At 46.5% G+C, this 18,744-nt stretch carries 18 protein-coding genes, 1 tRNA gene and 1 pseudogene; 17 read left to right on the top strand and 3 right to left on the bottom strand.

What is annotated here, in order from left to right:
• Positions 1 to 107 precede the first annotated feature (107 nt).
• The 13 genes and pseudogenes from CAP48_RS14975 (at position 108) to CAP48_RS14915 (ending at position 14,069) form a co-directional block, all read left to right on the top strand.
• Entirely contained in the window at positions 108 to 2,084 is a 1,977-nt protein-coding gene (locus tag CAP48_RS14975) for a TonB-dependent receptor domain-containing protein (protein ID WP_100698108.1), read from the top strand.
• 137 nt (positions 2,085 to 2,221) lie between these two features.
• Complete coding sequence (locus tag CAP48_RS14970) at positions 2,222 to 3,124, top strand: ABC transporter substrate-binding protein (RefSeq protein WP_100698106.1); 903 nt, start codon at positions 2,222 to 2,224, stop codon at positions 3,122 to 3,124.
• Positions 3,121 to 4,191, top strand: coding sequence for an iron ABC transporter permease (locus CAP48_RS14965; protein WP_100698104.1), 1,071 nt, complete (start codon positions 3,121 to 3,123; stop codon positions 4,189 to 4,191). The genes CAP48_RS14970 and CAP48_RS14965 overlap by 4 nt, the downstream gene beginning before the upstream one ends.
• 44 nt (positions 4,192 to 4,235) lie before the next feature.
• Positions 4,236 to 4,940, top strand: coding sequence for a heme ABC transporter ATP-binding protein (locus CAP48_RS14960; RefSeq protein ID WP_242444511.1), 705 nt, complete (start codon positions 4,236 to 4,238; stop codon positions 4,938 to 4,940).
• A gap of 11 nt (positions 4,941 to 4,951) precedes the next feature.
• A complete protein-coding gene (locus tag CAP48_RS14955; RefSeq protein WP_100698100.1) occupies positions 4,952 to 5,617 on the top strand; it encodes an O-methyltransferase in 666 nt (221 codons plus the stop codon).
• A 9-nt stretch (positions 5,618 to 5,626) separates the two neighbouring features.
• Positions 5,627 to 6,355, top strand: a complete 729-nt coding sequence (locus tag CAP48_RS14950) for a siderophore-interacting protein (RefSeq protein WP_100698098.1) — start codon at positions 5,627 to 5,629, stop codon at positions 6,353 to 6,355.
• A 710-nt stretch (positions 6,356 to 7,065) separates the two neighbouring features.
• Positions 7,066 to 7,470 (top strand): hypothetical protein, encoded by a 405-nt coding sequence (locus tag CAP48_RS14945; RefSeq protein WP_100698096.1) that lies wholly within the window; start codon positions 7,066 to 7,068, stop codon positions 7,468 to 7,470.
• Between the two features lie 155 nt (positions 7,471 to 7,625).
• A pseudogene (locus CAP48_RS14940) lies at positions 7,626 to 7,968 on the top strand (transposase); the annotation flags it as partial.
• 109 nt (positions 7,969 to 8,077) lie between these two features.
• Entirely contained in the window at positions 8,078 to 8,338 is a 261-nt protein-coding gene (locus tag CAP48_RS14935; RefSeq protein WP_242444510.1) for a DUF6471 domain-containing protein, read from the top strand.
• Between the two features lie 23 nt (positions 8,339 to 8,361).
• A complete protein-coding gene (locus CAP48_RS14930) occupies positions 8,362 to 9,894 on the top strand; it encodes an N-6 DNA methylase (RefSeq protein ID WP_100698658.1) in 1,533 nt (510 codons plus the stop codon).
• Positions 9,894 to 11,522, top strand: a complete 1,629-nt coding sequence (locus CAP48_RS14925; protein ID WP_100698092.1) for a restriction endonuclease subunit S — start codon at positions 9,894 to 9,896, stop codon at positions 11,520 to 11,522. The genes CAP48_RS14930 and CAP48_RS14925 overlap by 1 nt, the downstream gene beginning before the upstream one ends.
• A gap of 25 nt (positions 11,523 to 11,547) precedes the next feature.
• Positions 11,548 to 13,209 carry an AAA family ATPase gene (locus CAP48_RS14920; RefSeq protein ID WP_100698090.1) on the top strand — a complete coding sequence of 554 codons (1,662 nt, stop codon included), beginning with the start codon at positions 11,548 to 11,550 and terminating at the stop codon, positions 13,207 to 13,209.
• Positions 13,206 to 14,069: a hypothetical protein gene (locus tag CAP48_RS14915; protein ID WP_100698088.1), complete on the top strand. Its 864-nt coding sequence runs from the start codon at positions 13,206 to 13,208 to the stop codon at positions 14,067 to 14,069. Before CAP48_RS14920 ends, CAP48_RS14915 begins: the two co-directional genes overlap by 4 nt.
• Before the next feature lie 271 nt (positions 14,070 to 14,340).
• Here CAP48_RS14915 and CAP48_RS14910 read toward each other — a convergent pair whose 3' ends face one another.
• A complete protein-coding gene (locus CAP48_RS14910) occupies positions 14,341 to 14,691 on the bottom strand; it encodes a transposase (protein WP_192871352.1) in 351 nt (116 codons plus the stop codon).
• Positions 14,621 to 14,890: a transposase gene (locus CAP48_RS20665; RefSeq protein WP_100698086.1), complete on the bottom strand. Its 270-nt coding sequence runs from the start codon at positions 14,888 to 14,890 to the stop codon at positions 14,621 to 14,623. The genes CAP48_RS14910 and CAP48_RS20665 overlap by 71 nt, the downstream gene beginning before the upstream one ends.
• A gap of 520 nt (positions 14,891 to 15,410) precedes the next feature.
• Here CAP48_RS20665 and CAP48_RS14900 point away from each other — a divergent pair.
• From CAP48_RS14900 to CAP48_RS14890, 3 genes are all read left to right on the top strand, one after another.
• Positions 15,411 to 15,746, top strand: a complete 336-nt coding sequence (locus CAP48_RS14900; protein ID WP_100698084.1) for a hypothetical protein — start codon at positions 15,411 to 15,413, stop codon at positions 15,744 to 15,746.
• Positions 15,747 to 16,320: 574 nt separating this feature from the next.
• Complete coding sequence (locus tag CAP48_RS14895) at positions 16,321 to 16,548, top strand: DUF4224 domain-containing protein (RefSeq protein WP_100698082.1); 228 nt, start codon at positions 16,321 to 16,323, stop codon at positions 16,546 to 16,548.
• A gap of 116 nt (positions 16,549 to 16,664) precedes the next feature.
• Positions 16,665 to 17,672: an integrase gene (locus CAP48_RS14890; protein WP_242444509.1), complete on the top strand. Its 1,008-nt coding sequence runs from the start codon at positions 16,665 to 16,667 to the stop codon at positions 17,670 to 17,672.
• A 104-nt stretch (positions 17,673 to 17,776) separates the two neighbouring features.
• Here the strand turns inward: CAP48_RS14890 and CAP48_RS14885 are convergent.
• Positions 17,777 to 17,854: transfer RNA gene (locus CAP48_RS14885), tRNA-Arg, on the bottom strand.
• Positions 17,855 to 17,997: 143 nt separating this feature from the next.
• On the opposite strand from CAP48_RS14885, the gene CAP48_RS14880 reads away from it, so the two are divergent.
• Entirely contained in the window at positions 17,998 to 18,591 is a 594-nt protein-coding gene (locus tag CAP48_RS14880) for a hemerythrin domain-containing protein (protein WP_255411716.1), read from the top strand.
• Positions 18,592 to 18,744 lie beyond the last annotated feature (153 nt).

Below are 18,744 nucleotides of genomic sequence, written 5' to 3'. Positions count from 1 at the left end.
TGGTCAGGTTAATAGAATAGTATAAAAATATAAATTGTAACGATAATGAGTCGTATTTCTAATTAATGCAAATTTACGACACTTTTAATACTTCTATGTGAGCGAAAATGATTATTTGTCGTCAGGCTTCAATGCGCCATATTTGGCGTGCCACTCAGACGGGGGCCATTTTTATCCTATCGAGCTTTTCTGTCCAGGCGCAAGAAGATCATGTTACGACGCTCTCCGATATCGTCGTGACAGCGTCGGGCTTCGAACAGATGGTGGCCGATGCCCCGGCTACCATTACAGTTATTCCAAAAGAAAATTTGGAAGGCAAATCATACCGGAATATCACCGATGCGCTGGGAGACGTTCCTGGTGTGTCCATCGAAGGCGGTGCGGGAGGAAAACTCGAAAGCACGAACGTAACGATTCGCGGAATGGGTGAAGATTATGTCTTATTTATGGAGGACGGCAAACCGCTGGGCGCGTCATCTGAGGCATATTACAACGGTTTTGGCGGCGGTGCGCAAGTCAATTGGCTACCGCCGGTTTCAGCGATTGAGCGAATTGAGGTTATTCGCGGGCCCATGTCATCGCTATATGGCTCCAGTGCTCTAGGTGGTGTAATTAATGTGATCACCAAAAAAGTGACGGACGAATGGACGGGTAACCTAACACTGGATGGCACGCTCCAACAGCACTCGGATTCAGGCAATTCTTATCAGGGCAAATATTATTTGAGCGGACCGTTAATTAAAAACAGGCTCGGATTAACGGTTTATGGCACTCGCTACCAGCGTCAAGAAGACGAAATTGAGTCGGGATATGCGAAGCAGCGCATTTTGAGTAACAATGCAAGACTGGATTGGATTCTTGATCCAAATCATAGTCTTAGATTCGAAGCGGGCCGTACAACCACCGACAACGTGCGCACTGAAAAATCGGGCACCCCCAGTGGAATGGACAATGAGCGCGTTACTTATGGGCTGACTCATGATTGGAAATGGGGAGACCATAACTCAACAAAAACGTATCTGCAAAGGGAAAACGTCAAAATCAACAACGATTCAAATTTTTCCAAATACGAATCGACGGTATTTAACACCAAGTCTCTTATTTCACTAGATCGCCATATGGTCTCGGTCGGTGCCGAGTTCAAGCAGGAAGAAACTGACCACGATGCGAACCGTTTTCCTGGCTCAAAAGCATTAAATTTGACCAGGTGGCAAGCTGCTGTCTTCGCTGAGGATGAATACAGTCTGACCGACAATTTTTCACTGACTACAGGCGTACGCTTTGACAAAAACGAGCACTATGGCAACCACATCACGCCACGCTTATATGGCGTTTACCACTGGAATGATAATCTTGTCTTCAAGGGCGGCGTGAGCGGGGGCTTCAAAACACCAACGTTGAAACAAGCCGATGATAGCATCGTTGAGCAAGCGGGCAGAGGACGTTCGTGGGACATGGGGAACTCAGATCTTAAGCCCGAAAGCAGCACCAACTACGAGGTCGGCTTTGCTTGGAGCAGTCCGGAATCTATCAATTTTGGCGTGATGGCGTACCATACTCGATTCAAGGACAAGATTGACAAAGAATATATTTGCAATACACCCGAAGGGGCTGCGCCATCATGCACATACAACGGGCAAACGCGATATAGCATCCAACAATACACAAATCTGGATTCCGCCACCTTGCAAGGTATAGAGGCGACCTTTGGTATGCCTTTGGGACCCGTCGCATTAACGACAAACTACACCTATTCTGATAGTGAGATCACTAGTGGTCAGAATATGGGGAAACCGCTTAACAACACTCCTCGTCATATGTTTAACGTAAGCCTGGACTGGAAACCGAATGACGTGCTGGGTGTCTGGGGAAAGTTCAAATTTAAAAGCGACACGATAGACGGTGGTGAAGATCGGATTCCTTCATATGCCCTGGTGGACACAGGTTTGACATACCGGTTCAATCGTCATGTTAGCGGGTATTTGGCTGTGTACAACGTATTGGACAAAAAGGTGAATAGTGAGTCCTACGGGAAAACACTTGACGGAAGAAGATACTACGCAGGCGTATCAATGGAGTTTTAAGCAATATTTTGAAATCGGGACTGATGTCGCACGCTCGCACATCCATATTGGAATGCTGAGATTTCATAGTACTACATCTGAAAACCGTATTTCGACCAGGGATTTTCCCAATTTTCTTCTATTACCGGATTTTGATAATGTTTCGTTCTGCTTTGATCGCTTTGATCGTTATTTGCCTGCCTATTGCAGGAAATGCGAAGGTAATTGACCTGTCCAAAGCGCCTGCATATCCGCAACTCTATAAGCCGGAAAGTCTTGCTGTCAAATCGCCTCGCGATCTGGTTCTGCTTGGCGCAGATCTTGTCGAAGTGGCGGTTGCATTGGGAGCTGCGGACCGGATACTGGCGCGACCAGATCCGATCGACTTGCCGGGTATTTCAGGCACTCCGAACAAAATGCGCGAATGGGCCGGTGTTGAAGGTGTTGCGGCATTGCGGCCTGGTCTTGTTATCGGATCTTCCGTCATCAACACGCGCTTGCTTGATGGCCTCAAATCGATCGGAATTGAAACGGACTTGATTGATCGCACGCTTCCCGCAGTGGACAAAGTCGCGCGAATGGCAAAACATTTGAACGCAGAAGAGCGCGGGGCAGCACTGATTGCAAACATCAAAGAGGATTATCAGGACGCCAAAGCACCACAGATCAACGGGCGGCCAATCCGGATTCTGCATGCATCCAAAATGGGAGCAGGGAGCAGTTTTACGGCGGGTGGAGCAAAAACAGCAGTTCACAACCTGATAGAGCGTGTCGGGGCACTCAATGCCGCAGCTGAAATCGGCAGGGATCGTTATCGGCCCATCACACCGGAAGGCGTTATGGCAATGGCTCCTGACGTGGTAATTATATCGGCGGCTGAAGTTTCCTCCTTTGGAAACATGGATTCGTTTTGGGAAGACTACCCGGGACTGGCTTTTACTCCCGCTGCAGAACATAAAAATTTGATTATCATGCGCGAACTACATGTCCGGGCCGATGCGGCATCTTCCGGGATCGCCTCAGCACAGCTAGCGGCTGCTTTGAAAGAGCTCTTCAAATGAGTGTTTCGTCCCAGTTTGCACGACCGCCCAGGCCCAAAAGTCGGATACCGTATTTAGCGCTTCTGGTTATTCTGTCGTTAACAGTGGCGTTGCTGTTGTCGATAGCGAACGGCGCTATCCCTTTGAGTTTGACTGAAGTCCTTTCAGGACTTGCTTCTCGCTTCTCGTCGTCAGCTCTCTCTCGGGACGAAGCGCTGAATGCGGCCGTTGTTTGGGATTTGCGGCTGGCACGAAGTTTGACCGCTGTCGTAGTGGGTGCGAGTCTGGCGACCTGTGGTGCAGCCATGCAAGGTTTGTTCGGAAATCCGCTGGCTGATCCTGGTCTGGTTGGCGTCTCTTCGGGCGCGTCTTTAGGTGCCATTGCGGTAGTTGTATTGCAGATCTCCACTTTTGGTATCTGGACCTTGCCCATTGGTGCCTTTTTGGCCGGGGTAGGCACGACCTTCCTGATTTATGGGTTGGCCAAGCCGGGGCGGGCCGGCGCTGATAGTTCGACGCTGCTTCTGGTCGGTATAGCGATCAATGCTATTTCAGGTGCAATTGCAGGATACCTGACTTATCTGGCTACGACAGAGCAGTTGCAAAGTCTGATGTTCTGGTCGATGGGTTCGCTGGCCTCGGCAAAATGGCTGACGCTTGCAATCACCATTCCGCCAACGATTATCGGTATTTGGCTGTTGTTGGTGTGGGCAGGTCAGCTGGACCTGCTCGCACTTGGGGAGCGCCAGGCAAGGCACTTGGGGGTGGACGTCACCCGGTTCCGGCGCAAACTGATCTTTGTCACCGCGTTATTGGTGGCCGCTGCTGTGTCCTTCAATGGCACCATCGGCTTTGTTGGACTGGTGGTTCCGCATTTGTTCAGGTTGATGATCGGCCCGTCACACCGATTGTTGATCCCATTTTCGGCCGCAGGTGGCGCGTTACTGATGCTGGTGGCAGACCTGGCCGCCAGAACGCTGGACCCGCCAAATGAAATCCCTATTGGCGTCATCATGGCATCCCTCGGCGGACCGTTCTTTTTGTGGATGATTCGACGTGGCGGCCGATTTATGGGGCAAAAGCAGTGATCAAAGTTGATAACGTTACGCTAGCTATTCGGGACAAAACTTTATTGAAAAATGTAAGTTTATCTTGCGGTGCGCAGACCATTACCGCACTGTGCGGTCCCAACGGCGCCGGTAAATCTACGCTGCTTTCTGTGCTAGCCGGAGATATGTCGCCGGATTATGGGAGTGTAGAGCTGTTGGGGCGTTCTCTCGAGAGCTATACCATTCGTGAACTTGCTCAGATCCGCTCCGTTTTTCCCCAAGGAGCCCCTATCCGCTTCGGATACAGTGTCGAGGAAGTCGTCGCAATGGGGCGCGCATTTCGGGAACTCCCTCCCGATGCAGATCAGGAGTCGATCGACCACGCCATGGAGGAAGCTGAGATTGCACACTTGGCATATCGTAATGCGCAGACCTTATCCGGTGGTGAAAAAGCGAGAACAACATTTGCACGCGTCCGTGTACAAGATACGCCGATCGTGCTATTGGATGAGCCCACCGCTGCGCTGGATTTGCGCCACCAAGAGAAGGTATTGCAGTCCGCACGTCGTATAGCAACAGCCGGTTCAGCCGTGATCGTGGTCCTGCATGATCTTAATCTTGCCTCGGCGCATGCTGACTCGATCATTCTTCTCGAAAGCGGCTGTATCGTCGCGCAGGGTTCGCCTGCGCAGGTTCTGACGAGTGAGTTGATCAGTCGGGTATACCGCCAGAATGTCTGTGTCATCTCACATCCTCGACGGGATTGCCCTGTCGTACTAATCGATTAATAGAGGTCAAAATGAATATACTAAATAGTCCGGAAGTTGCTGCAGTACTGGAGCGGGAGCACAATGCAGCGAAAGCGCAGCGCATACAACGTTTAGCAAACTCTGCACCCAAGGGAAAGTCACCGCAACGACCTGACTTTCGAACCTCGGAAATGCATAAGACAAATTATCTGTCTATTGGCCCGACTCAGGGTCGCTGGCTATTTGCTCAGGCTGTGGCGTGCAAGGCGCAAGAAATTGTCGAGTTCGGCACCTCGTTCGGCATTTCTACTCTGTATCTTGCCGCGGCGGCAACTGAAAATAAGGGCAGGGTGACAGGAACAGAGTTTCATCCGGAAAAGGCGGAGAAAGCCCGGCGCAACCTGGCTGAGGCAGGACTTGCCGCCACCATTCTTACAGGCGACGCCAGGGAAACCCTTGCCGTTGATGGGCCGAAAATCGATCTGTTGTTCCTTGATGGCGCCAATGAGCTTTATTTGCCGATTCTGGAAATGCTATTGCCACGCCTGGGTGGTGGTAGCGTGGTGATTGCAGATAATATTCCGGTTTCCGAAGAGGAACGACGAGAAAATGCCGCTTCTGGATTTGACGCATACCTTAATCGGCCTGAACATCAATTCGTGACTTCTGTGCTGGGGTTCGGCAAGGGCGGAATGAGTTTTTCAGTGAAACTTTGAGTGAGTCGAATGAATAAAATTATCGATCAGCCACGACGCCGCCCGGAATTACCTACACACGAACTGACTGTAGTTGACAGTTTCAATTTGCATACAGGCATGAGACGTGTGCTGTTTGACACAGCAGCCTTTGACTATATACCGGGGCAGGATTTGGTTTTGATGCTACCGCTAAAAGATGGAACATTAGGGAGACGTCACTATACAATTCGTCATCGCACAGAGCAGGGCAGAATTTCAATTGATTTTGTAATGCATGGTGAAGGAGCCGGGCCACGATTTGCTCGCAATGCTGAGTCTGGTCAAAAGGTGCAAGCAAAGGGTCCGCGGGGTCGAAGCTGGCTGCGTGAAGGCTTTACCAATTATCTGATTTGTGCGGATGAAACAGGGTTGCCTGCAGCGCTCCACATAGCGGAATCAAAAGACCAGTATCAACAGATCCAATTAGTGCTTGAGGTACAGAATGAAAGCTGGAAAGTGCCTGTGCTGGACATTGGTGTAAGTGTAGACTGGATTTTCAGAAATGACCTTCCGCCTGGACCTAATAATCTGTTGCGCGATCACGTCGCCCGGATGACTTTGCCGCCGTCGTGCATGGCTATCGTGATGGCAGAGACCTCCAATACGCGATCTGTCCGGCATCATCTAATTGAACGAGGTTTTACAAAAGAGAGTATTGCATCCGAAGGTTATTGGCGGCCTGGCAGGATCGGTGGGCACGATCATGTTGAGGAATGAAAGTTAGACTGATTTATTACCTTACTTGCTAGTTTGCAGATCCTCCAAGTTTCTACATATATATCCCAGCCAAGACGAGATCTTTTATGACTTTCGATGCAGAGAGATCCAGCTCTCAACGGTCGCAATGATAAGTGCTTTTTGGCTGGGTTCTTATCTGGACGGTGTCGGTTCGTGTGCCGTGCTCGTGCGCGTTAGTATTGCTATCGTGGAAAGAAGTGGTAGCGCCGCATTAAGCGGTTTCGGCGGTCTGAGTCGCGGGGGGGGGGGCCGCAATAAGAATTATTTTGAATATCCAAAAAATTAATTAGATTTACATGACATAAAAATAAAATTTGCCTCAACTCCCTTTTTAATATTTAGCCACTTCTACTGGATTTGCTCATGGTTAATCGTGAACCTCACGAGCTTCGCTTTGTCGCGTAATGCGAACTTTTTCGCACACGACTAACACGGCACGACTTGCATTTACGTAAAGTGCCTATCCTGCATATAGTCTTTTAAGCATAATTTTAAGGTTAATGAGGGCTGAGATAATGCGTACGATATATATTTTAATGCGTAAAATTTGCATTATTAATGCACGCTATTGCACAGTATAAAGTGGCAACCATAGCATTTTAAAAGCATAAAATGGCATAATTACAACTTAAAATAGATTTTAAATAGCATTAATAGTGCATATTTGGCACATTAAAAGGATTGTCCTAATGAATGTTGATGAATTTATCAAAATGAATGCAGCTGAGAGTTCATTGAGGCTTTCTCAGCTAGCGCCTTTTCGCGAGGATATTCTAAAGCTTAAAAACGAAGGCTTTACGGAAAGGAAAATTGTCGAATTTTTGGCGCTTAACAACGTTGTAGTTAATCAGTCCACTTTGCACCGGTTCGTAAAAAGACAAACCGAGAATAAGTCGCCCAAAAAGGACAAAAAGAAAACGGCCCCAGCTGGAAATTCAGACGTGTTACATGTTTCTCGCTACGCAACTTCCACGAACCAATCTGAACCGCAAAAGAAAGAGCGCCAGATAATTCAATTTCACGGCCGGACCATCGATGTTAGCTATAAACCGTCTTGGGTTCCTGACGATATCAATTTAAAAGATTTGCTTTGATTATTCGTAACGGCTCGCTCAGTATCGTCTGGGGATTTAGCTGAGATATCTCCAAAATACATGGACACATGTTTATTAAGATGCACCCGGTATATCGATGGGCAATTCTTTTTCCCTGATTTCAACGAGCCATGCATCCCGGCGGCGTTACCCTGTTACCCGATGACTCGGCCACTGCGAAAGCGCTGGACTACAGCCTTAAACGCGGGATCGCCCTGACACGCTATTTGGACGATGGGCAATTGCCAATTGATAATAATCATATCGAACAGAAGATTCGACCAATTGCGATTGGACGCAACAATTGGCTGTTCGCCGGGTCGCTGCGCGCCGGCAAACGTGCCACTGCCATTATGACACTCATGCAATCGGCCCCTTTTGAATGGTCATGATCCCTATGCCTACCTCAAGGATGTGTTGACACGTTTGCCTACTCATCCGGCCAGCCGGATCGACGAACTGTTACCACACAACTGGACGCTTGAATCTACCTACTAAAAGACAACGGCGGCTAACACGGCCCTGTCAATATGTGCTTATCTGACATTTACATAAATTCTACATATAAGTAGATTTAAGTAATATAAAAGAGGATAAATTAACTAATATGTGTTATTATCAATCCATGCTTGCACATTATGCAATACCAATCGATAAGGATGCGCTGAATACCCGAGCTTCAAATTTGCTCAAAGCCGAGTTGCGACGTGCGGGTGTCGGTTATGCCGAACTATGCCAACGCTTAGCAATTATTGGTGTTAATGAGAGTTACAAAGGTGTGGCTAATAAGATTAATAGAGGAACATTTAGCTTCGTTTTTTTTATGCAATGCATGAAGGTTCTTGACGTAAAAGAAGTTCGACTATAAATCGAATATTAATGGGGTTGCTAATGAAGCAAGATAACATCATTCAAAAGATATGGGGGCTTTGTAACATACTTCGTGGGGATGGGATCACTTATTACCAGTATGTATCTGAACTAAGCTATCTATTGTTTCTTAAAATTGCTCAGGAAAATGGTTCAGAAAAGCTGATACCTAAAGGTTATCGCTGGGTTGATCTGGAATCTCATACGGAAGATGGGCTATTAGGATTTTATCAAGAAATGCTTACTCACTTAGGTGCTTCTGTTGAAAATGAAGTTGTAAAGGCAATTTATGCATTTCCTACAACTGTTTTTTCCCATTCCGAGAATTTAAAAGCTGTAATAGATGGCATATCAAAAATAGAGTGGCACCAAGTAGGAAAAGATGGATTTGGTGACGTATACAGCGGCTTAATTGATAAGAGTGCTCAGGATACTCGTTCGGGAGCAGGTCAGTACTTCACTTCACGCTCTTTAGTTAATACTATAGTGAGATTAATACAGCCTAGCCTTGGAGAGTTAATTCAAGACCCCGCAACCGGAAGCGGTGGCTTCTTGGTTTCTGCTGACAGCTATATTCGAAACAAATTTTCACGAGAACAATACAAAGCTAATCCTCCTAAATATCAAGGGGTGGAAATAGAGAAAAACACTCGTCGAATTTGCTTAATGAATACCTTTCTACATGATTTAGATGCGAATATTATTTATGGTGATGCACTGACTGATGATGTAGCTGAATTGGATGAAGCTGATGTAATCATAGCTAACCCTCCCTTTGGTAATAAGGCGGGAGGGCAACGTCCTTTGCGTAACGATATTCCATTTCCCAATACAAATAAGCAACTCGCATTTTTGCAGCATATTTATTTGGGGCTTAAAGCTGGTGGCCGGGCTGCTGTAGTATTACCTGATAACGTGCTATTTGAATCTGGTGCCGGTACCGATGTGCGCCGAGACTTAATGAATAAGTGCAACCTGCATACTATCTTGCGCTTACCCACCGGTATTTTTTATGCCCAAGGTGTTAAAACTAATGTGTTGTTTTTCACTAAAGGTTCCGCCAGAAATAAATACCAGGAAGAAAATTGTACTGAGAGTATCTGGGTATACGATCTGCGTACTAATATGCCCAATTTCGGTAAACGTACGCCCTTTGGTAATTCGGACATTGGCTTTGCTCCAGAAGACTTCGGCACTGATCCGCACCTCGGTGCCTTTGAAAAGGTGTTTGGTGCAAACGCCGATGGCACAAGCAAACGTACCGAAGGTGAATACAGCTTTGGCGTTCAAGATATCGAAGTCATTAAATACGCTGCGGAAGAAAATCGGGGTATCGACGAACGCTTGGCCCACTCCCGCTGGCGCTGCTTTAGCCGCAAATGGATTGCTAATGCCAAAGGCGACTCGCTGGATATCAGTTGGTTAAAAGATAAAGACAGTGTCGATGCAGCCAGTTTGTCAGAGCCGGATGTATTGGCGCGAGAGGCGAAAGAAGAATTGGAAGCAGCGCTGAGTAAGCTCGACGGATTGCTAGCCGCTTTGGAGACGAATTGATGAGTTCAGTCAATTCATACAACTGGATAGAGATAAAAATTGGTGAAGTCGCGGAAGTTGTAGCAGGTGGAACTCCGAAAGCTGGTAACCCTGATAACTTTAAAGCACCTGGGACCGGAATTGCTTGGTTAACACCAGCGGATCTGAGTGGCTATACAAAAAAAAATATTAGCTTCGGTGCCAGAGACTTGAGCCACCACGGGTACAATTCAAGCTCCGCGAAAATATTGCCGAAAGGTAGCTTATTGTTCAGCAGCCGCGCGCCGATTGGATATGTTGCAATTGCACAAAACGAAATATCAACGAATCAAGGGTTTAAGAGTTTCGTTTTTCCCTATGGGGTCGATTCAGATTATGCTTATTACTACTTAAAAAGTATAAGGGATTTAGCTGAAAATTTGGGAACAGGTACTACCTTTAAGGAAATTTCAAGCGCCAAAGCAAAAACGCTACCGTTCCTACTTCCCCCTCTAGCCGAACAAAAAGTCATTGCTGACAAAATCGACTCCCTATTGTTACAAGTGGATACCATCAAAGCCTGGCTCCAGTCCATCCCCGACATCCTCAAAACCTTCCGCCAATCAGTGCTGACAGCCGCCATTAGTGGAAAGTTGACGGAAGAGTGGCGAAAACTAAATAAACAGAGCCTTAGTATGTGGAAAGATGGGGTTCTCGCTGATTTTATTGAAAAGCCAACTTATGGTTCATCGGCTAAATCTCAGCCTGAAGGTCTCATCCCCGTATTGAGAATGGGTAATTTACAAGATGGTAAGCTAGATTGGACAAATCTAGCGTATACCTCAGACCCAGAAGAAATAAAAAAGTATAAACTTTTCGAGGGTGACGTATTGTTTAATCGTACAAATAGCCCCGAATTAGTCGGTAAAACCTCAATTTTTCGGGGCGAAAAGGAAGCGATATATGCTGGCTATTTAATCCGAATTATATGTAAAGAAAATTTGAAGCCTGAGTTTTTGAATTATCTTTTAAATAGCCCGGATGCCAAAGACTACTGTTATCATGTAAAGTCTGATGGTGTAAGTCAGTCAAATATCAATGCTACAAAACTTACAGCCTATCCAATCAGCGTTCCAACAATGTTAGAACAAACTGAAATAGTCAGCCGGATCGATGAACTTTTCGCTTTTTCAGATAATATCAAACAAAATACTGTTGCGGCATTAGATCGAGTAAATAACCTCACTCAATCCATCCTGGCTAAAGCATTTCGCGGTGAGCTCACTGCTGACTGGCGTGCTGCCAACCCTGATTTAATTAGCGGCGACAACAGTGCCAATGCCTTGCTTGAAAGAATTAAGGCAAAACTTGAAGCCAGTGAAAAACAACCTAAGGCAAAACGCGCCGATATAAAAGAGAAGACAGGTAGCCGTATGAATAAACAGATAATCAGAGTAGTTGAAGCGTTAAAAATAGCAGGAAAGCCGCTTAGTGGCCAGCAATTGTTAGCGACTGCTGGCTACCCTAGCGACAGCAGCACCGATCAACTTGAATCGTTCTTTCTAGATATTCGTAACGCTCTTGCTATCGAAAAATCTATTGTTAAGCTTGAGCGTAGTGACAATGGCCAAGATTGGTTCGCCTTGGCTCAGACAACTACCAATAATTAATAAAGTAAAGAGTTAATGGCAACCCATGAAAGTCGACAAACTGCATATTCGCTCACGCTTTAAAAATCTTGAAGACGTGAAAGTGGACTTTGACGAAGACCACCTGATGACCGTAGTGGTGGGCCGCAATGGTTCCGGTAAATCCAACGTTCTCGAAGCCTTGGTGGTTATATTTCGTAACCTCGACTTAGGCGAAGCCCCTCCCTTTTCTTACAAGTTGATCTATCGATTGGGTGAGCGCGATAAGCCCAATCAACCCAGTGAGCGGTGGCTGGAAATAACTATTGATGCCGATCCAGATCGAGGCACACTGGCAAAGCAATACGAAATACGTGCGCGCGACCTTTTAAATGACAACACACCAAAGGACATCATTGGTGAGCTGCCTTCAGGCATGACCATTCCGTTTTCAAAAGTTAAGCGAGATAAAAGTGGTAAAGCACCATACCTGCCTAACTATGTTTTTGCGTACTACTCAGGACCTAGCGATCGACTTGAAAACCATTTTAAAAAACACCGTACGGATTTTTACCGTAGGTTACTCGAAGATAAGCTGGATTTAAAAGGTGACATCCGGCCGTTATTTTATGCTAAGCCTCACCACAGCCAATTCGTACTACTTGCCTTTTTCTTATCAGAACAGGACAGTGCAGAAAAGACATTTTTGAGAGAACACTTAAGCATTGAAGGACTAGACAGCATTCATTTTGTGATGCGTCAACCTGGATGGGCCAAACAAAAAGGTGAGCTGTTTTGGGGGGCAAAAGGTGTCGTACGTCGTTTTCTTGACGAGCTAATTAAATATAGTGTGTCTCCTGTAAAAGTAACACGCCAAGAAGATACATCACTAACAGGCAGTAGTATTCGCAATGAGTTCTTCCACTTGTTTTTACCCGGTGTAGATGCATTGCGCGATTTCGCTAAAAATCTCAGTGCTGACGAACTTTTTAAAATGCTCGAAAGTACGCTACTATCCGAAATTATTTCCGAAGTAAGCATTCGGGTAAAAGTTTCCAGCAGCCCAGAACCACTGACTTTCCGAGAACTGAGTGAAGGCGAACAACAATTACTGACTGTACTAGGCCTACTCAAGTTTACTGGTGGTGAAGATTCCTTGTTTTTGCTCGACGAGCCTGATACGCACTTAAACCCGTCATGGGCCGTGAAATACCTGAAATTCCTTCGAGAGTTCGTGCCCAATCATGAAGCAAGCCATTTGCTGATGGTGACCCACCATCCTCTCGCTATTGCTGAATTAGAAAAACAGCAAGTTCAAGTGATGTGGCGGGACTCTGATTTTCAAGTCCATGTACAGGAACCGGAGGAGAGTCCCAGAGGCATGGGATATGGTGGAATACTCACTAGTGATATGTTTGGTTTACGCACGACGCTGGACAATTCAACTGAGCGTTTGCTGCGATTGCGTCGATGTTTTACGGAAAAAACGGAATTATCCCTCATTCAGGCTGGTCGCTTGAAAAAAATAGATAAAGCAATAGAGGGGCTTGGCTTCACAACGGCTCATTGGGATGAGGAGTATGCACAGTATTTGCGTATGCGTAGAGAGGTGGAGCGGGAAACCGAAGCCGTTGACGTAACACCAGAACTTAAACGTGTTCGAAAAGAACGTGCCAAAGAGATCGTTCAGCGCATGCTGACGTCTGAACAGGAAGAAGACAACAAATGAGGCACTTAGACATTGATTTCAATACGCTTGTTCTGCCGCAAGGCTGGCAAGAGAAAGCTCAGGAGCTTTTAGATTCACTGGTAGCAGAGCAGGACGAAGAGCAACGATCTGAGATCATAGATAAGAATCAGGATCATTGGAAAGCCGTTAAACCAATATTAGCCCGTTTGTTCAACTATAAATGCTGGTACACAGAGGCTCCTCAGCAGGGTACGGATGTCGATGTCGACCATTTTCGTCCTAAAAAGCGTGTTCAAGAGACACTATCGACGGCAAAGCAGCATTATGGATACTGGTGGTTAGCATTCAACCTTCAAAATTATCGTTACAGTTGCATTGTCGCTAACCGTCGACGAACCGATGTCGAGACTGGAGTGACTGGTGGTAAAGCCGATCATTTTCCTCTCTGTGATGAAAGCATACGAGCGCAGACCCCAGGTTGCGACCTAGAAGCGGAACAACCAATACTGCTAGATCCTTTAAAGGCTACCGACGTACTGTTACTACAATTCAAACCGGATGGCGAAGCAATGCCTCGGTTTTCTAAAAAGAGCCATGCTCGTAAGTTTATGCGCGCAGACCAATCCATTGCATTTTATAACCTCAATCATTCAGATTTTGTTCGTTACCGTATAGAATTACGCGATTTGATTGATAATGACGTTAAAGCTGCAAAGAGGTACTTCAACAAATTAGAGACTGGCGATGCAGACAACGACCTCGCTTATGAACAAACCATTTGCCGTTTGCGCAAAATGCGGAGTAAACAAGCTCCATTTTCCAGCTTTTGTATAGCTTATTTGGATGGATTCAGACATAAATCAGAATATGAAGGCGTGCTTGATGCAGTTTATTCATAAATTTCGGCAATTAAGGGCATCAAATGATGGTTTCGGAAAATGCTGACCACAGCTCCCGATTGCGCAGACTGATCGTACCGTTTGACCCAGGCGTACAAGCTCTGGCTTCACGTGCCCAGTCGTAGAGACATTTCAGCCACTGGTTGGTGGTATCCTGTGATCCGCTTTATCGCTTCGAGTTTGAATTCTTCCGTAAATCGGATCTTGCTCATAATAATCTCCATCTGTGAGTATTATGAGGCTTAAAAGTGTCTAGTAGACCCTGGCCGATTCAAGGAGCGCCACCCAGTATTTCAAGTTCGGTTTCGATGGCGCCAATGTCCTCGCCTACCGCTTCCTCAAGCAATGTACCTTGTACGCCCGACAGCTGCTCTCCTTTTTTGCCGAACTGATAGCGCTTCAGTGCGGGGATCTTGTGCGTGAGCTGCGCAATCCTGGCATTTTTAAATCGGATCTCATCCTGCTGGCGTACCATCATCAGCTCACGCCGCACCGTGACCTCTCTCGCAGCAGCCACCTCAGCCGCAAGCTGCTGGCTCTTTGCCTCAAGCTCAAGAAACAATTTTTTCAAGGCCGGAGCATCCATTTGATCGAGATCGGGCCTTGTTGAGGGAGAAGGCATATTGATAGTGTGTCTTAGGCTGAACCACCTGCACAGGAATGAATTGCGCCGCGATATCGCAGCGCACGGCGGGCGCTGCCTTCTGGCTGTCAAAGCGCTCATGTGCTTGGACCCAATTACGTAGCAGGTAGGGATGCAGATCGTACTGGCGGGCCACCGCCGCCACCGACACCCCACGCCCCTGACATTGGGCGACGATAAGGGCATAGTCGCATTTAAGTAATCAGTATGCATTTTAAATTTTTTTCAGAGACAGATCCCCCCATATTCCTGAAGACACTATTCCCCTGGCATTTTGCTGAACGGAAAAAGTGGGACACTTTCCTCTTTCAGAAACCTACAATTTAACGAACATTAAGATAGTAATGGTATTATAAGCACAGGATGATATATTTCAATTCGCATCAATTGTATCTAAAAGTTATTTGATTTGTATCATGAAGTGAGACGCTCAGCGCTCGTGTATCCTCGTGATACTCGCTCGTATCTGTAGTCGGGGGTTAACGGGTAGGGGATCCCGCTCTAAGTAGGGGAGCGATTTAGATAAGATAATTTCTTGACGCATGCAAAGTTTTGTTCATTTCTGAAGAGGTTGATACGTAGAGGATCTGAAACTTGGTAAAAATCCAGATTTATTAATACTTATATTATCAAATGCTGTTGATCACTCAATAGCAAAAGTTAATTATTAAAACCAATTTACGATCGAGAACAACAGCATGATTGAAGACCAGAAAATGCGTGTCGCAAAACTCAAAGACCTTATTGGCGAGCAAAGTATTGCTGCTTTTTGTCGAAAATTCGAAAAAATAGATCCGAACTATATCTCGCAGATTTTAAATGGGCACAGAAGCTTTGGAGAAAAAGCTGCACGTACGATGGAGGAAAAGTTGGGATTGCCTCCTGGGTGGTTCGACCGTCGCTCAGACTATGTTTGGCCATTCACGTCAATAACTTATCAGGAGTATCTGCGTTTAGAAGCTGCAGATCAACACGAAATTGAGACATTGCTGGGATTAAAGGCGCTTAAAATTAGAGTATCTAAAAATAATTAATGCAGCCTAGCGTGCGGGAGTTCTAATATTCGCATCATTTGCCTAGTGCAGATTTAACCTTCACCAAACGACAGTCGCGAATCGTGCAGCTTCAAGGGTTCGAATGTTGTTGTTGGATTTTTTTATAAAAACCATTTTCGATGCTGATTTAAACCCGAATCTGAGCAACGCGCTCCTCTAAATATTTAAACTATTTCGAAAATCTAAAAAATATGAAGCAAATGCTATTGATTTTATGGGTAGCAATTGCTAATATTAAGTATCGAACGGCACACGATTGTCGGAGCCCAGGCGATGCCCTACGGGGAGCAATTGGGACGAATCAAAGGGAAACTGGAGATTCAAGATGCCCGATGCCAAAGAGGGAACAGTCGAGCGTAGTATCTTTGAGGGCCTTTCTGGTACAAGGGTTTTCAAAAATGCTTTCAAACAAAATACGTCTGCTCAATTTGCTCGACGATAAATTTTCATCAGTTTTTGAGGGTGCCTCTGTTGTGAGTTGATAGACGCTCTAATTGTACTCATTGACGCGAGTCATATAATTGAGACAACCTGAGAGAACTGGGGAACTGAAATGTCAGAAACAACATTTTTAAGAACGTCAGAGCTGATCAGCTTGACTGACCGTACTCGGCATGACGCCCAGTTACGGGCCTTAAGATTCATGGGAATTGAACACAGAGTTCGTCCAGATGGTTCGATAGCGGTGCTACGCGCCCATATTCATTATGCTTTTGGCGCCGGTGATAGGGTTAAGAGTTCTGATGAAAACGAAATCGAACCTAACTGGGACGCCGTATAATGGGACGCAAACGAAATGCCGAAAATAGAGGGTTACCGAGCAGATGGCGCTTAAATCATGGGGCTTACTATTATCAGGTTCCGCCAGGGCTCGAAACTCTTTGGGACGGAAAGAAAATGTTTCGTCTCGGCACTTCCTTGCCGGAGGCCTACAAAGTTTGGGCGGCCAGGCTAGAACATAATATTGAGGTACGTTCCATCGATAACCTGCTGGACCGATATTTACTGGAGGTGGTCCCGACAAAAGCAGTTAGTACGCACGAACAGCAACGTATTTGGGTACGACAGTTGCGTGGCGTCTTCGGTAAATTGTCAATAACGGGAATGAAGCCTCGGCTCGTTTATCGCTACGTTGATGCTCGGAGCAAAAAGAAAACGACTGTCGTCAAAGACGAGCTTACCGGTATGGAAAAACGCAAAGTCACCGGCGGGCGGGTGGCGGCGCATCGGGAAATCGAGGTGCTATCTCACGCATTCACCAAAGCGGTAGAATGGGGGTACTTGGATCGCCATCCTTTTAAGGGTGAAGTGAGGCTGCGAGGTGAGCTGTCGCGTGATCGTTATATCGAGGACTGGGAAATTATTGAAGCACTCTCGCTGCCATCGCAACGCAAGAAGGGTAGCGTGTTGGCAATACAGGCATATATGCGAATCAAATTGATGACCGGTATGGCCAGATCTGATTTGCTGCGCCTGCGGGTCAATGAGCACATCAAGGACGATGGCATACACATTCAACGCCACAAGACTGAAAACTCGTCCGGCAAACGAACCATTTATGAGTGGACGCCGGAATTGAAAGCCGCTGTCGAGCAGGCCAAGTTCGTGAGGCCGGTACTATCTCCGATGTTGTTCTGTAACAAGTACGGAAGAGGCTACATCGACGAGGAAACGGGCAGCACCGATGGCTGGGACAGTATGTGGCAACGCTTTATGGAAAGAGTGCTGAAGGAGACCAAGGTGACCCAGCGATTTACTGAACATGATATGCGTGCAAAATGTGCTTCCGATGCCATCACACTTGAGCATGCCAGGGCGCTGTTATCGCATGCTGATGCTCGAACTACGAATAAGATTTACCGACGCAAACCAGAGCGCGTTGGCCCTCTGAAAGGTGTGGTGTAGAGTTTGGTAAGGGCTAAAATCGAGTGTTTTTCACATTTCAATAGTGCAAACCCGATTCAATAGTGCAAAAACAAAAGGCCTCCATCTGGAGACCCTAAGTAAAATGGCGCGCCCGGCAGGATTTGAACCCACGACCCCTTGGTTCGTAGCCAAGTACTCTAATCCAACTGAGCTACGGGCGCGCTGTAACTGCAAGAAAAGAATTATGCGCTAAACACAGCCGGATTGCAAGTTATTTTTGCTTCGGTTATTGAAAAAAGTCGACAACGCGCAACAAACCCGTGATGCCGACCTTTTGAACTGAATTTTGTTGTCCAAAAGCAACGTGATTGTTGCGGATTTGTCGGTGTTCAGGCTAGATGCAGGGTTAATTGACGATATTGTAAATGTCGCAATTGCTTATGGCTTCATGACGGCCATCACGGATGGCGCAGCAAGCCCCGAAAAATCGAAAATAGGAAAGGGACCTATGATGGAAACAATTTACGATGCATTGCGTGAGAGCCACGAAACGCAGCGCAGCCTCTGTAAGCGGCTGCTCCGTACCAAACCTGGTACAGGGCGGGATGATATCTTCAAGGCATTGTATGTTGAACTTGAAGCGCATGCGGCCTCAGAAGAACGGTATTTATATGCGCCCATTCTGATGGACGATAATGGATTATCCCCATCGCGACATGCGCTGGCTGAACATCACGAGATTGAAGAGATGCTGGAGAAACTGCAATCTGAGCCTTCCAATTCGCCGGGATGGCTGCCACAGGCCAAGGCGCTGTCCAAAAAGGTGCATCACCATTTGCGTGAAGAGGAAAAAAAGTTCTTTCAGGCGTCGGGAAAAATTCTGACTGACGCGCAAAAGACCAAACTGGCAAAGCAGTATCGTCGCGATTTCGAGCGGATGAAGAAAGTGCTGGCCTAAGGTGTCGCCGTCGCCATGTTGTGTACGGTATCGGACGGTCGAATCCGCCTCCCGATCATGTGCACAATATAAAAAGCTGCCTGTGTAATGCATACACAAGGCAGCTTTAGCCAATTACCGATCTTGTCATCTGCTGGTAGACAGGGACGTTGT

This window comes from Advenella sp. S44, assembly GCF_002810445.1.
Lineage (GTDB): Bacteria > Pseudomonadota > Gammaproteobacteria > Burkholderiales > Burkholderiaceae_B > Advenella.
Note: the sequence above shows the minus strand (reverse complement) of the source record. Positions and strands in the feature narration are given on the sequence as shown.

Bases quoted from the DNA above. Each gene is read 5' to 3' on its own strand.
- CAP48_RS14975 (WP_100698108.1), top strand. From the start codon at position 108: ATGATTATTTGTCGTCAGGCTTCAATGCGCCATATTTGGCGTGCCACT.
- CAP48_RS14970 (WP_100698106.1), top strand. From the start codon at position 2,222: ATGTTTCGTTCTGCTTTGATCGCTTTGATCGTTATTTGCCTGCCTATT.
- CAP48_RS14965 (WP_100698104.1), top strand. From the start codon at position 3,121: ATGAGTGTTTCGTCCCAGTTTGCACGACCGCCCAGGCCCAAAAGTCGG.
- CAP48_RS14955 (WP_100698100.1), top strand. From the start codon at position 4,952: ATGAATATACTAAATAGTCCGGAAGTTGCTGCAGTACTGGAGCGGGAG.
- CAP48_RS14950 (WP_100698098.1), top strand. From the start codon at position 5,627: ATGAATAAAATTATCGATCAGCCACGACGCCGCCCGGAATTACCTACA.
- CAP48_RS14945 (WP_100698096.1), top strand. From the start codon at position 7,066: ATGAATGTTGATGAATTTATCAAAATGAATGCAGCTGAGAGTTCATTG.
- CAP48_RS14935 (WP_242444510.1), top strand. From the start codon at position 8,078: ATGTGTTATTATCAATCCATGCTTGCACATTATGCAATACCAATCGAT.
- CAP48_RS14930 (WP_100698658.1), top strand. From the start codon at position 8,362: ATGAAGCAAGATAACATCATTCAAAAGATATGGGGGCTTTGTAACATA.
- CAP48_RS14925 (WP_100698092.1), top strand. From the start codon at position 9,894: ATGAGTTCAGTCAATTCATACAACTGGATAGAGATAAAAATTGGTGAA.
- CAP48_RS14920 (WP_100698090.1), top strand. From the start codon at position 11,548: ATGAAAGTCGACAAACTGCATATTCGCTCACGCTTTAAAAATCTTGAA.
- CAP48_RS14915 (WP_100698088.1), top strand. From the start codon at position 13,206: ATGAGGCACTTAGACATTGATTTCAATACGCTTGTTCTGCCGCAAGGC.
- CAP48_RS14910 (WP_192871352.1), bottom strand. From the start codon at position 14,691: ATGCCTTCTCCCTCAACAAGGCCCGATCTCGATCAAATGGATGCTCCG.
- CAP48_RS14900 (WP_100698084.1), top strand. From the start codon at position 15,411: ATGATTGAAGACCAGAAAATGCGTGTCGCAAAACTCAAAGACCTTATT.
- CAP48_RS14895 (WP_100698082.1), top strand. From the start codon at position 16,321: ATGTCAGAAACAACATTTTTAAGAACGTCAGAGCTGATCAGCTTGACT.
- CAP48_RS14890 (WP_242444509.1), top strand. From the start codon at position 16,665: ATGTTTCGTCTCGGCACTTCCTTGCCGGAGGCCTACAAAGTTTGGGCG.